The 14,756-nt window shown below is 37.3% G+C and carries 7 protein-coding genes and 1 pseudogene; all 8 read right to left on the bottom strand.

What is annotated here, in order from left to right:
* Positions 1 to 278 precede the first annotated feature (278 nt).
* Complete coding sequence (locus tag HT729_RS02915) at positions 279 to 5,072, bottom strand: S8 family serine peptidase (RefSeq protein ID WP_172931640.1); 4,794 nt, start codon at positions 5,070 to 5,072, stop codon at positions 279 to 281.
* A gap of 469 nt (positions 5,073 to 5,541) precedes the next feature.
* Positions 5,542 to 5,751 (bottom strand): annotated as a pseudogene (locus tag HT729_RS02910) (transposase domain-containing protein); the annotation flags it as partial.
* Between the two features lie 191 nt (positions 5,752 to 5,942).
* Positions 5,943 to 7,670, bottom strand: coding sequence for a septation ring formation regulator EzrA (gene ezrA, locus HT729_RS02905; RefSeq protein WP_172931639.1), 1,728 nt, complete (start codon positions 7,668 to 7,670; stop codon positions 5,943 to 5,945).
* 81 nt (positions 7,671 to 7,751) lie between these two features.
* The gene (gyrB, locus tag HT729_RS02900) at positions 7,752 to 9,698 is read right to left on the bottom strand and encodes a DNA topoisomerase (ATP-hydrolyzing) subunit B (RefSeq protein ID WP_050208456.1); all 1,947 of its coding nucleotides are present in this window, start codon (positions 9,696 to 9,698) and stop codon (positions 7,752 to 7,754) included.
* A 14-nt stretch (positions 9,699 to 9,712) separates the two neighbouring features.
* Positions 9,713 to 10,276, bottom strand: a complete 564-nt coding sequence (locus tag HT729_RS02895) for an HAD family hydrolase (protein ID WP_031222428.1) — start codon at positions 10,274 to 10,276, stop codon at positions 9,713 to 9,715.
* Positions 10,277 to 10,360: 84 nt separating this feature from the next.
* Entirely contained in the window at positions 10,361 to 10,915 is a 555-nt protein-coding gene (locus tag HT729_RS02890; RefSeq protein ID WP_172926186.1) for a DJ-1 family glyoxalase III, read from the bottom strand.
* 10 nt (positions 10,916 to 10,925) lie between these two features.
* Positions 10,926 to 12,149: an FtsW/RodA/SpoVE family cell cycle protein gene (locus tag HT729_RS02885; protein ID WP_172926185.1), complete on the bottom strand. Its 1,224-nt coding sequence runs from the start codon at positions 12,147 to 12,149 to the stop codon at positions 10,926 to 10,928.
* Positions 12,150 to 12,185: 36 nt separating this feature from the next.
* Positions 12,186 to 14,636 (bottom strand): bifunctional DnaQ family exonuclease/ATP-dependent helicase, encoded by a 2,451-nt coding sequence (locus HT729_RS02880; protein WP_172926184.1) that lies wholly within the window; start codon positions 14,634 to 14,636, stop codon positions 12,186 to 12,188.
* Positions 14,637 to 14,756 lie beyond the last annotated feature (120 nt).

The following is a 14,756-nucleotide window of genomic DNA, read 5'->3' as shown; positions in this document are numbered from 1 at the left end:
CTCGACATGGCTGTGCCCCTCTTTGATGGAATCTAATGCTCGCTGTTTAAAATCTGTACTATATGCCATAGCTTTATTATAACATGCTTGTTTGAAACTAAGCAACTATACTATAATTTGAATCCTTTTGCTCACGATACTACTATAGAAATCAAGCATGAGTAAAACCAGTGGAACTTACCCTGACACGGAATTCCACTGGTTTTTATGATTTTTCTCAGACTAACTTCCAATTCTACTAGCGGTGGAACTTACTTTGGGAATTTAGCTTGTATTCTCTACTCACTTTTTGAAAAAGTTACAAGTCCAATAACTGACAACAAGAGAGAAATTCCAGAAATACTTAGCATAATAGAAATCATGTTATTCTCACCAGTGGCTGGTAACTGTTTTCCTTCTTTGATGACTGTAGCTAAAAGCACTTGTTGATCACTTCCAGCTAGTGTTTTATTCTCATGCTTAGCTTCTATATTGGAATGATGTATTGTAATTGATGTAGCTTTCTCAATTTTATCATTGCTAATTGAAGGCTTAATAGTTGAGACTTGTCTATTTTGACTTACTAATTTAACAGGTTGCACTTGAGAAACTGGCTTGATCGTTACAACTGGTTTAGCTGGAATAACTGGATTAACTGGTGCAACTGCTTTAGTTGGATCAACCGGCTTAACTGGTACAACTGGTTTGGTTGGGATCTCTACTTTATTAGCCTTAAGTTTTACAACCGTTTCTTTTAGAGCTTTGATTACTTCATTAATTTCTTCTTGACTAGCTTCTGCATTTTCCAAAAGTAGCTTAGCTTTGTTGAAAATAAGATGATATGCATCTTTCTCCTCTTTGCTAGCTGTCAAAAATCTTGGATCTTTTTCTTGGAACTTCACTTCATCCTCGATAACATTCTTTAGGCTCATAAAATCTGTTTCTTTCCCATTCAGCTGGTCTTGAGCTTGCAAGAAAGTGGTCAACAGACGGTCAATTTCATCTTGAGTTATCAAATCTTTTGTAATTAATAATGCCAAGAGTTTAAATTCACGATCATATTGACCTTTGCGTTCTTGATCAGAATTTATATATTTACCTTTTTTAACTGTCTCAGCATATGCTTTAATGGCATTCTTCAATGATGTGATATCAGATTCCTTACCATCCAATGTTTGCATAGCAGACTCTAAAGCCTTAACAATTTGGTCAATTTTATCTTGGTTAAGTTTACTTCCTAATGCTAGTTGCGCATCTTTGACACTTTGCTCAAACATCTCTTTTAAATTCTGTTTTGTATTATAATATCTTGGAGTTTTAACTACTTCCATTTGTTTATTTAAAGCTGCAATCAGAGCTAACTTAGAAACAACTGAAAGTGACAAAACATTATTTTTACCAAACAGAACTTTAAATGGTTGAAGATTATCAAGTAATTCATAACCGTTTGACAGATTTACAAGAACTTTATATTCACCAGTAACCACTTTCTTACCATAAGAATGTTTACCATATGTTTCAGCTGGCAAGACTTGACTCTGACCGTCTTCACCTACTAAAGTAATCATTGTAGTTCCAGGAACAGCTTGATTAAAGCCAACTGTTACTGGGGCATATTTCATTTTGTTAGCCAAGAAGGTAATAGTTTGAAAACTATTTTCTTTCGTTAAATCAAATTCCTTAGATAGAGCACTCACAAATTTCAACTCTGTACGATCATAGCTAAAAATTTCTGCAACATAATGCCCAAATTTCAAGAAATTAATATCTTTTGACTTATCAACGGTTACATATTGACCTTCGCTATTTTTAATGCGATAAACATAAGTTGTATCAATCTCATCATTGGTTTTATTGTTTAGTATAGCAATTTTTACACGACCACTATTTTCTTCACCTACAAGATCTTTGAGAGATATAAAATCTACATTTCCCGCAAAGTCTTCCACATAATAGAAGATTTTCGATTTATCAATGTTCTTAGGAAGTGTATAACTACCATCTTCATTTTGTTTGATAATCTGATACTGTTCGATTTCTGAATCTGCCGCCTCTCTATTTTCAGAAGGACGAATATAAAAGACTTTTTCTAGAAGAATTCCGCCATTTCCGACATCCTGAGGTTTACGAGCTATAAATTGTTCTTGATTTTTTTGAGAACGAATATATCCCGAAGTAATCAGAGGTTTTTGTGTATCGATTTGAATTTTAAATATTGTGTATTGTTCTTCAGCTCCAGGGACATCTGGCTTATAACTAATAACATAGTCATAAATTCCATCAGAGACTCGATTTCCATTAGAATCCTGTCCTCCCCAAGCTGTTTTATCTACAATGTAACTTCTTGGATTTCTAGTATCGCCATCAAAATAATTTTTCACAAGGTCTGTTGGACGACTTTGCCAAATAGGCTGACTGTGTGTTGTATCCGAAGAATCATAAACAGTTGCACGAAGATTTACCAAGTTTCTATAGACAAGAGTTTTAAATTGAACAGAATCTTTATTACCATCATCGTTCGGCGAGATAGCAAGGCGAACATTACCCTTTTCATCTAATTGAAGATGGTATTTTCCTTCATCATCTTGTTTCACTCCGAGTACAGTCACTCGATTTCCTTGACGCTCTGCTTTTAAAACATTTACATCATTTTCAGAACTTGTTAAATAAGTTACATCGTCTGAAGGTGAAATTCCTGGATTATCTTTATCAATTTCAGAGTAAAATCCACTGTTTCCTTCCTTAATCAATTGATAAATTGGTTTTTCAATTGCAGGTAGATTTTGGAATTCTCCCTTAAATCCCATAAATGGTAAACCAATAACAGAACCATCATCTGCAGGATTGACAAATCTAACAAATCCTTCTAGAAAATAACCATTTGGCATTATTTTGCTAAGTTCTTCAGTAAACTTACTTGTATCTACACTAACTGTTACTGTCTTCGTACTATGAGCTTTCACAGTTACTTCGGGCCAAACTGTTTCAGTTAGTTTTCGTGGACGGAGAGTGAATTTTCCTTCTTCAACTTCGTCCGTATTTGTATTTACAATCATCTTCAATGTTCGGTCTTTATCCGAAATATTATGAATTGTAACTTCAAAGGTAAATTTATCACCAACATTACCAAGAGTAACACTTGGATAATTATTTGCACCTGTTACAAATAGATCTGTGCTTGTTGCCGCCATCGTGTCAACTACGCCAGCACCTTGGTGACGTGGAGAAGTATAGGCTCCAGTTTGTTTATTAAAATGTGGTTTTGCAGTAGACATAATTAAAGCTTTTACAATCTCTGAAATTTGACTAGCTGATAATTCAGGATGTTTCTTTGCTAAATATTCTTTGACTAATGCTGCGACACCAGCTACATGAGGGGCCGCCATACTTGTTCCACTTATACTTCCATAACTATTGTCGTTAAATGATGAATAGATATTTCCACCAGGTGCAGTAACATCTGGTTTCAATTGTCCATCTGTTGTAACTCCCCAACTTGAAAAATCTGACAATTGGTCTGCAACATCTGATTTACGATTATCCATCTTGTGATTAAAGACAATTTTATACTGACCAGACTTAAGAATTTCACCATAATATTTTGAAATAAAGACAGATGGGATTTTCTTAGCATCACCTGTAACAGACATACTAACATTTGCACCTTCAACGTTGTTATAAATTAAAACTCCAGCTGCACCGTGTTGAAGAGCATTTTTAATCTTATCAGAGAAATGGATTTTACCACGTTGAATCAGTGCTAACTTACCTCTTACATCAATATTAGCAAAATCTTCTTCACGACCAATACCCGTTGCTACATATTCGTATTCTTTCCCTTTTTCAAAATCTTTTTCTGTTTCAGGTCTATTAAAATCAAACTTACCATAATCAAGGGTAGCGTCATTTTCTAAACCTTTTACTTCAAAGACTTCAGTAGTTAGAATTTTATTATTAATCGAAGCAACAGAAATTGAATCTTCTACTGTAGAGGGATTTCCGACGAGACCATAATCAGGATTTTCTGCTAATGGTTGTGAAAAACCTCTACCGAAAGTATTGCTATTACCAGCAGCAATAACAACAGATACTCCTTTAGTGCGTGCTCTTTTTACTGCTTCAATAATATCTGAACCCGCATCTACAGTTGAACCCGCACCTGCACCCAAACTCATATTGATCACATCCGCACCTAACGCAACTGCGTCATCAACGGCTTTTACATAGAGGGCAGAGGCTGTAGTTTTATCTCTATCTGAAAAAACTCTCATAAACATAATTTGAGCTTCTGGCGCCACCCCATAAACCTTCTCAGAATTCGGGGCTTTATTAACTGGATTTCCAGCTACAATACCAGTAACGTGCATTCCATGAGACTCTTTTTCAGCCTCTTTTATATTATCAGTTCCATCAAAGTAATCATAAGCATATACTACCTTGTCACTGTACCATTTTCCATAGTCAATACCGGCAGCTTTTTTAGCTTTTTCGATATCATCCTGATTTTTAAATTTCGCCTTTGACGGATCAGAAATACGCAGAACTTCATGATTCAAATCAAGGCCTGAATCTATAACAGCGACTACAGTTCCTTGCCCTTTGTGTCCTGCTTCCCATGTTTTAGGGACAGTAATCATTTCATTACTGGAGATACTATTTGGCTTTTCTTTATGTCCACTTTGAGATAACGACTGTGATTGTGAACTTTCGGAAGAAGAACTTCTTTCTACTGCTGATTCTTCCTTCTTCTCTTCACTTTTTATAGCAGTCTTTTCTTTCTGTGTGATTACATTCTTGTCTGACTTATTATCTCTATATTCTATAGAATCATCTTGTTTTACTGACGCTGTCGCTTCTGTTTTTTCCTTTGAAGAAGAATCTAGAGCATTCTTGTCAGCCGTGACTGACGGTGCGAGCTTATTTGAATCATCTAATTTATTAATTATTACTGCATGTGTAACTTGATTGGATGTTTCAAATTTCCCCTCAGCAGCACTAACCTGTACTGAAGCAAATCTGCATGCAAAGACCGATAGCAGAAAAATCGTTGCTATTTGGTACTTTTTATGACAAAAATCTTTGCAGTCTCCCATAAAATCACTCCTTTTTATTTAAATTAAAAGTATTATATCCTAAATTATCTGAAAATTCTATCAAAAACTTATTTTGTAACAAAATTGTAATATTAATCACTCTTCTCATGTAATTTAAACATAAAGAAATTTAATCTCGATTAATACAAGACTAAATTTCTTTATTAAATAATTACTTTCCATTCAATTACTCATTAAGCAAAAACCTTACTAATCACGGTCATAGAATAGTTCATGTGCTTTTATAGTAGATTGAAACTAGAATAGTACACCTCTACTTCTAAAACATTGTTAGAAATCGATTTGACTGTCCTGATCGATTTGTCCTATTCTTATTTCATTTTACTATAATCGTGAATTAAGCATTTCAGGAACTGTGACAAACGTAACCGTACAATAACGAAGTCTATTGAAAAATCTCCAGATTAGTGAACTTAGCGATAGTTCCTAATCTGGAGATTTCTTATTTTCACCTTTCTTGTACAACTTTAGTCCATGGTAAATAAGCCTCTAAAACCTCTTTGTTTACGAGAGTTTCCTCGTTTGGAAGACATTCTAGAAGATAGGATAGATATTTCTCGCTATGTAATTGATGACGTTTAGCTGTTTCCAACAAGCTCATAATAATAGCTCTTGCTTTAGCTCCTTCAAAACTTTGAGAAAACAACCACCCTCGCTTTTTAAAATTTAGCTTAGGCTAAAAGAGTCCACTGGACTCTTTTACTCCGTCCCATTTTAGCGTGACTACCACGCTTTGTTCTATCTTTCTTCATATTTAAATAATATCAAAACCAAGCATTAATTTCAATGATAAATAAGTAAACTCATGGCTTTTGAGTAAAGAAAAAAGCTTAGAATGAACTAAGCTTTTTAAAAACGAATCGTTTCACGTGTTTTCTCATATGAGGTAACAAAGCGATTGGTTACACCAGGCTCTGCCACTTCCAATGCTTGAGAAATCTTGTCAAATGAAGCGTGATAATCAAATTCTTTTTCAAAAATATCTAAAGCTTCGTTAAATGCTTCTTGAATGCGTTCATCAAATGAGCGATAGCGGTTAGAATATTGCAAGAGTTGCTCTGTCAAAGTTGCATATTGTACAATATTATAAGTTTCCGTTTCTAAAGCTTCCATATCATTCGTTGCAATTTCAAGAACTCGGGTAACAGATTCAATGTTAATCATTTTTTGTTCTAACTCAACCATTAAATACTCGGTATTATTGCTTGCCGTAAAGAATAACTTCAAGAAAGTTTGTGGAATACCTGGCAGATTGCGTTTTTCCATGTATCGCTTGATAGTATGGAGACGATTGACATAAACATTGGCCTTTTGACGTGCATTAATATCATCTTTCTCAATTTGTGTCAGGCGCTCACTAACTGAAATTTGCTCATCTTCAATATCTTTTAGTTGAGTTTGTAAATCCTCAAGATTTTCTTCAAGAACTGAATAAGCTTGGGTTGGCTCTTCTTGATTTGAAGTTACCTCAACAATAGCTGCCTCAAAACTCTCTAATTCTGTCTGAATACGACGAACATGGCTTGCAACTGTCTCAGGAAGTAAATAGGTCTTGTTCAAACGTGCAATATCTTCTCCCAATAAAGTATTATTCTCTTTCATATGTTGAAGGTAAGTTGGAAGAGTTGCAAGTAGATTTTCCACTACTTTCTGAGCAGCAATTTCTCGAGTAAAAATATTATACAAGGCATTGATTTCCTCTTGTGCCTGTCCATTCTCATATTCGGCATTATCCAATTCCAACTGACGAATATTCTCTTGGTTTTTCTTGAATGCTTCATAAAGCAAGTGGAAACGTGCTTCAATATCCGTTTCAACAAAATGATAATTAGCATCTAAGAGCTTACGATAACCATCTTCTAAATCTTCTAGTTGATCTGGTAGCTCTTTAGATAATGTTGTTACAATTGCTGGTATACGATCAACGATATGTGTCAAAGCCAAGATATGATTTTCAGCATTATCCAAAATCACAGCAGCTTCCACAGGGTCACCCGATGAATTCAAGGTTACAAATTGTGAAAATTCAGATTGGATATTTTCTAATTGTTTTTCAATTTCATCCAAGGCTTGACCATACTGTTCTGAATTTTCAGCAACTCTATGCTGAAGTTCCTCAAATAAATCCAAAGCATGAAGAACACGACCACTATTTTTAGATTCTTGCTTCTCTAAGTCTGCCAAAGCATTGCGAATTTCAGCAATATCTTCTTCAATCAAAGTAATTTGACTCTCAATTTGGTCAATTTGATGACTGGCCTTGAGAAAACGAAATGAATGGTTATAGCCTTCTGCTTCAAAGAGATTATTTTCAATATCGGCAAAAGAGTTGAGAGATAAATCGACCCATTTTTGATTCCATTCACGGAAAGCCACTTGACTTTGTCCAATCAAGTGCATATTTTTTACAGCTTCCACTTCATCATTTACTGGAAGATTGTATAGTTCTTCTTTTCTTTCTTCTAGCGCCTCTAATCTCCCCTCGTTTCGCTTACGTAGAAAGATTGCCACTACATAAGCCAGAACTAAAATGACTGCAATTGCAACCATTAAATAAATTAGTTGTCCATTAGACATATCAAACTCCTTTTTTACTTGAAACAATCGTAACGATTATATCATATTTTTTAGACCAAGGGAACTACTTCTCCCTATTTTTTAGACATCAAGTGTACTATAGACAGCATTTTCTTCGATAAACTCACGACGAGGCTCTACTCGATCCCCCATCAACATATCAAAGATTTTATCTGCTTCTGCAGCATCATCTACAGAAACTCTAGCCATCAAGCGATGTTCGGGATCCATGGTTGTTTCCCACAGCTGATGATCGTCCATTTCACCTAGCCCCTTATAACGCTGAATAGTCGGTTTGGTACGACCTTCACTATAACGGGCTAAAGCTTCTTGGAGTTTGATTTCTTGATCTGCACCCGGCTGGATATATTCTTTAATCTCGCTTCCAACCTTGACACCATAGATTGGTGGTTGGGCAATATAAACATAACCAGCTTCTAGGATTGGTTTCATATAACGATAAATCAAGGTTAAAAGAAGGGTACGAATGTGGGCTCCATCGACATCGGCATCAGTCATCAAAACGAGTTTTTGGTAACGGGCTTTCGAAACATCAAATTCTGCGCCAAACCCTGTTCCCATGGCTGTGAAAAGACTACGAATTTCTTCGTTAGCTAGAATCTTATCCATGCTGGCTTTTTCAACATTCAAAATCTTACCGCGGATTGGAAGAATTGCCTGAAACTCACGATTACGACCAGATTTGGCTGATCCACCAGCTGAGTCTCCTTCGACGATGAAGAGTTCTGTTTCAGCAGGATTGTTAGAAGAACAGTCTGCTAGTTTCCCTGGAAGGTTGGAAATTTCCAAACCAGATTTTTTACGAGTGACTTCACGCGCACGCTTGGCAGCCACACGAGCCTTGGCAGCCAAAATCCCTTTTTCCACGATACGCTTGGCAATCTGTGGATTTTCCATGAGGAAATCGGAGAAGGCTTCACTGAAGAGGCGATTGGTAATCTTGACCACTTCGCTATTTCCCAATTTGGTCTTGGTTTGTCCTTCAAACTGTGGATTTGGGTGTTTAACTGAGATAACTGCAGTTAATCCTTCGCGGACATCTTCCCCAGTTAAATTATCTTCATTGTCTTTCAGTAACTTATTCTTACGAGCATAATCGTTGATAACACGTGTCAAGGCTGTACGGAAACCTTGTTCATGCGTTCCACCTTCATGGGTATGAATATTATTGGCGAAACTCATGACATTTTCATGGTAACCAGTTGTGTACTGCATGGCTACCTCAACTGTGATATCATCCATCTCACCGTCTGTATAGATTGGTGTATCAAAGATTACATCCTTGTTCTCGTTTATATATTCAACGTAACTAGCAATCCCACCTTCATAATGATAATGCTTGGTTTGTTCCAAACCTTCACGCTTATCTGTAATTGAAATTTGAAGACCGCGATTTAGAAAGGCCAACTCTTGAATCCGTTTATTTAATTTATCAAAATCAAAGATTGTTGTTTCAGTGAAGATTTTTGGGTCCGGTGTGAAGTGAACAGTTGTTCCTGTTTTATCCGTATCTCCAACTATTTCAAGATCTGCGACAACATGACCACGACGGTATTCTTGGTAATGAATCTTACCATTTTTGTGAACATGAACGTCTAATTGAGTTGAAAGGGCATTAACAACTGACGACCCCACGCCGTGAAGACCACCTGAAACCTTGTATCCGCCACCGCCAAATTTTCCTCCAGCGTGAAGGACAGTAAAGACAGTCTCAACGGCAGGTCGACCTGTTTTTTCCTGAATATCGACTGGAATACCACGCCCATTATCCACAACAGTAATCGAATCATCTGGCTCAATAAAAACTTGAATATGGCTGGCAAATCCTGCCAAGGCCTCGTCAATTGAGTTATCAACAATTTCCCAGACTAGATGGTGAAGACCTTCTTTTGAGGTTGATCCAATGTACATCCCTGGACGCATACGAACAGCCTCTAAGCCCTCTAAAACTTGAATTTGACTGGCATCATAATCCTGTGCCTGCAGATTTTTGATTTCTTCTGTCATCTTATTCCTTTTTCTTACATGTCTAATACTTGTCTTAAATTCACGATACTGGTAAACAAGTGGGTATCAAGTCCTGCAGCTTGACCTGCTTCGATATCAATCGGTCGATCACCAATGACAAGACCTGAGCTAATCTGATACTTTTTTCTTAAATAAAGCACGGACTCGGGATTTGGCTTTCTCTTAAAGCCTGAGCTAGAAGTCACCACTTCTGTAAAATAAGCTGCTATAGAGGTTTTTTCTAAAATTTCCAAAACCTGATTATTTCGATGAGAGACCAAAAAATGACGGCCACCTTGATTTGAAATGTCTTCCAATAGGTCAAAAACTCCTTCAAATAAAATCGGGTGTTCAAGCTCTCTGGCTTCATTTTCCTTGTACTTTTCTAAAAAATTCTCTAAATTGGGAGCGAATGTCTCAATCGCCAAATCAGTAGAAACCTTTAAAGCTTGATAGACACTGTCATGGTCTTGTATAATGCCATACAGTGCCAATGTTTCAACAAATGCAGCTGTTGAAATTTCATAATTATCCAGTAAAGTTCCACCTAAATCCCAGATATAATCGTGATATTTCATACCCTTCATTATAGCATTTTTTTATGAAAAAAGCGATGATTTCCCTGATTTTTCCACATAAAAAACGAGAGAATAACTCCCGTTTTACTGATTTTTACCAAAGACATCTCGATAGAGCATTCCTGTTCGTAAAGTCTCTGCGTCCCCTCCTAGTTGCTCCACCAACTCGTAGGCAAAGGCAAGGGCTGTTGAAGGACCCCGACTGGTTGTCAACTGACCATCTACCACTACTGTTTCCTTGACGTAGTGACCATCAAGGATTTGCTCTTGAACGCCGTCATAACAAGTGTATCGCTTATTTTTCAATATCTCTGCTTGATTAAGGGCAATTGGTGCCGCACAAATGGCTGCTAGTTTCTTCCCTTCTTGCTCGAAGCTTTGCAATTCTTGAATCAAGGTCTGATTATCACGTAAATGTGCAGAACCAGGCATACCTCCAGGAAGAACAATCATATCATAGTCTGATAAATCTCCATCAAAGACATGATCTGCTCTTACTTGGATTGCATGCGAACCCGTTACTTGCTCTTCAAAACCAACCATATCACATGTGATATTGGCTCGACGCAAGACATCTACAACTGTCAAGGCTTCAATTTCTTCAAAGCCCTGAGCTAACATAACTGCTACTTTTACCATGATTTTCTCCTTATTTAATTTGTTTTAATACAAGCTTTTTCCGTTTGAATGGGACTTTTCCGCTCTTTTCTTCAGCTAGATTAGTCTGGTAACTCATCGATAAAAGCAAACCAACACCAATCAGATTACTGATAATAGCTGATCCCCCTTGCGAAATGAAAGGCAAGGGAATCCCCGTCAAAGGAAGTAGTCCAGTCACAGCACCGATATTCTCAAAGATGTGGAAGAGCAACATCATAATCAAACCTGTGGAAATATAAGTGTAGAACTGGTTATTTGATTTAAGAGTAATCTTCAACATACGGTAAATCAACATGAGATAGAGGGCAATAACCAGGACAGAGCCAATAAAGCCAAAATCTTCTGCAATAACCGTAAAAATCATATCTGACTCTCGAACTGGGATAAGCAGATTCGAAGCATTAAATCCCTGACCAAATAAGCCACCACTCCCAATGGCAATCTGCCCTTGAGCCTGCTGGTAAGTCGTTGTTTGGGCAAACTCAAAGGGATTGAGCCAAGCCAGAATCCGATTAATTTGGTAGGTCGGCATTCCAATCTGGTGAAGAAAAGCTCGTCCGTCCTTGCTAATAAAGATAGCTAAGAAACCAGCAACTCCTGTTACAGCAGTCACAAATACTGGGATAATAATTTTCCAAGAAACCCCTGATAATAAAACGATTCCTGAGAAAATGGCTACAAAAACCAAAGCCGTCCCCAAGTCACTTTGAAGTGCTAAAAGAACTAGGACTGGAATGGTAAAGAGAATCATCCAGAAAATTAACAAAAAGTCCAGCGGAACCGTGCGTCTCCATTCCTTATGTTTCTTTGTAAATTGGACAATAACACGAGCCAACATGAGGATATAGGATATCTTCATAAATTCTGACGGTTGGAACAAGGTGATGCCATTTACCGATACCCAGTTTTTGGCACCCGTTGATGCAACTAAGCTTGGATTATAAAAGACAATCGGCAAGACCATGAGTCCCAAGCCTAAAATATATAGAAAGGGGGTCACCTTCCAAAGAAATTCAGTATTAAAGAGCATGACCACAAAACCAATCACAAGCCCCAAGGCAATCCATGCGACCTGCTGCCCTAAAATGGGCAGAATATTGTTTGGATAATCATGACTAACGGCTATATAAATAGCCACCACGCCAATAACCAGTAGAAAAAACACTGGCAAGAGCAAACTATAATCGACTCTAGAGTCGAGAGAACGTTTCATATATACTAACCTTATACTTTCATACAATACTATTTATCAAAGTTCATTTAAAAATTTATCAACAGCTTCATCAACTTCGGATCGAGAGACGGTTTTAACAGTCGCTTCTTTTGCTAGAGAAGTCACTATTTGCTTACCATATCGTTTTCCGACAATTCTCCTATCCAAAATAAGAGTTAAAGAACGTTGGTGTTCGCGTCTCATACTTCTTCCCAAAGCCTGTTTTAAACGAATAATGGCCATTGGCAATTGATAATCATAAAAGGCATTTTTCCCTTCTTGAATTAGTTCCTGATTGATCTTTTTCGTCAAGGGCTCTTGGGGATTTTGGAAAGGAAGTCTTGGTACAACTTGAATCACAAAAGGATGACTTGAAAAATCAACTCCCTCCCAGAAACTTGCTGCACCAAGCAAGATTTGTTGTTCTCCTTTTTCAAAGCGCTTCTTTAGCTGATGAACATCCCCATTTTTATACTGGGCCAGATGGCTTACAGGAAGTATGTCTGAAACTGCTAGAAGCATATCTTTAGCGGTAAAGAGAACCAAAATCGGTTGCTGGAAAGCTTGAATTTCCACTAGTAAATCAGCTACCTCTTGGGCATAGACTTCTAAGGAAGTTTCTGTCACCAGAGGGAAATCTTTGACCAAGACCACTTCTTGGTCCTGTTTTCTACGAGCTTCAATCTTGACAAATTTGGCTTCAGGATAGCCTAAAAGGTCGGCCAAAGAAACTCTCTGACTAATCTCAAGAGTAGCCGATACTCCCAAGACTTGGCAACTCTCAGGAAGTAAAGAGGACAGAAGAGTACGGCCTGATTTTGTAGAAGAAATCTGAATTTTCTTTTGACTCGTTTCAGTTACTTCAAGCCAGTAATCACCTTCAGCTGTAAAATAGCGAACCAGCTCATCAAAGCCTTCTACTTCTAATTCTGAAAAATACTGATGGAGATTGTCCAGAGAATCTAAGATATTTTTCCTAGATTTACCAGACTGAAATTGTTCTATCAAGTAGAGACACTCAAAGCGAATACTTTCTAGTATCCGTTGTTGAACCCTGTTTTCTTCTCCTACTAAAGCCTTATCAATTAAATCGATAATAGATTGTATATCGTAGGTCTCTTGAAGCAGATTTTCTAAAGCCAACAAAACTTTTTGAACTTCATCGATAATCAGTAAACGGTCACTGACAAATTCAGGATTATCTTCAAGTCTAGTTACAAGATAGGCATGATTGGTCACTAAAAGTTTGCAGGTTTGTGCCCTTTCTTGACTTCGTTTCCAGAAATCTTCCGTCACAAATAAGCTCTTGGATGATAAATTCCCGTCATGACGAAGATCTGTTAGAAAATGTTGGTAACGGTAGAGTTGACCAATTTCATCCAAATCTCCTGTCTCTGTCTCTGTCAGCCAGACCAAGAGTTGCATTTTAAAGCGTCTAAATAAGCGATTTTCATCATTTTCCTGCAAGGAACGATAAAAGGCATCCAACTTCAAATAATTTTGAGGCCCCTTTAAACTATGAATATCTATATGGAACACTTCCTTGAGACGTTTACCTTCTTCTTCCATGATTTGATTTTGAAGAATCTTTGTCGGAACGCTAAGGACAATCTGATGCTCTTTGGCTTGAGATAAAGCGGGTAAGAGATAGCCATAAGTTTTCCCAATCCCAGTCGGCGCTTGAATTAATGATACAGGCTCATCTTTCAATAGCAAGCCAACCTCTTTAGCAAAATTTTCTTGCTCCTCCCTCACTTCAAGATTCAACAGAGAAATATTTTTAGAAAAATCTTGAGATAGTTTTCGTGACTCCATGGGATCTGCAGTTTTCTTGAAATACAGTCCTTGAACTTGGACCAAATCTGAAGAACTCAGAATAGATTGGCTGCGATAAATTTCTTCAATAACCAGGTAGGACTCATATAGGAGGGCGTCAGCCATTTCCAGCAAGCGTTCCAAGAGTCCTTTAGGAAGTTGTGCCATCTTTTCTCGTAAAAAAAGAAGTAATTCCGCAGTAGCTTGGGCATCTGAAAGGGCTGTATGGGCGTGCTTAAGAGGAATTCCTAATTCTCGGCACAATATCGGCAAACTATATTTTTCCAGTTCAGGGAAAAAGACCTGAGCCAATTCGACCGTATCAACACGAGGATTTCTTAGCTCATAACCTTCAAAAAATAAATTTTCCGCCAAAAGATTGGCATCAAACTGAACATTGTGGGCTACAAAAATCCCATCCTCTACCAAGTCAAAGATTTTTCTAGCAACTTGCGAAAAATCAGGTGCTTGCGCCAGACGTTGGTCTGTCAATCCTGTCAGTTCTTTGATATGAGCATCCAAGGGTTCATGTGGATTGACATCCGTCGTATAGTGATCAACGATTTTTCCGTCCTCAATCACGACAATTCCCACTTGGATAATTTTAGCCTTACTACCTGTGCTAGTTGCCTCTAAATCCACCACAACATAGCGATTACCAATCGTTTTCATTATAAAAAATTATACCAAAAAAAGGGCCATTTGGCACCTGCAAACATAGGATAATTTTTAAACTCAAGAAGGTTACTTTTCTTAAAAATCCCAGCAAACAGAGCATCCTAGCCTACTGAT

The organism is Streptococcus sp. 79, from assembly GCF_013277425.1.
Taxonomy (GTDB): domain Bacteria; phylum Bacillota; class Bacilli; order Lactobacillales; family Streptococcaceae; genus Streptococcus; species Streptococcus pseudopneumoniae.
The sequence above is the reverse complement of the archived record's forward strand: the minus strand, read 5'-3'. Positions and strand labels throughout refer to the sequence as shown.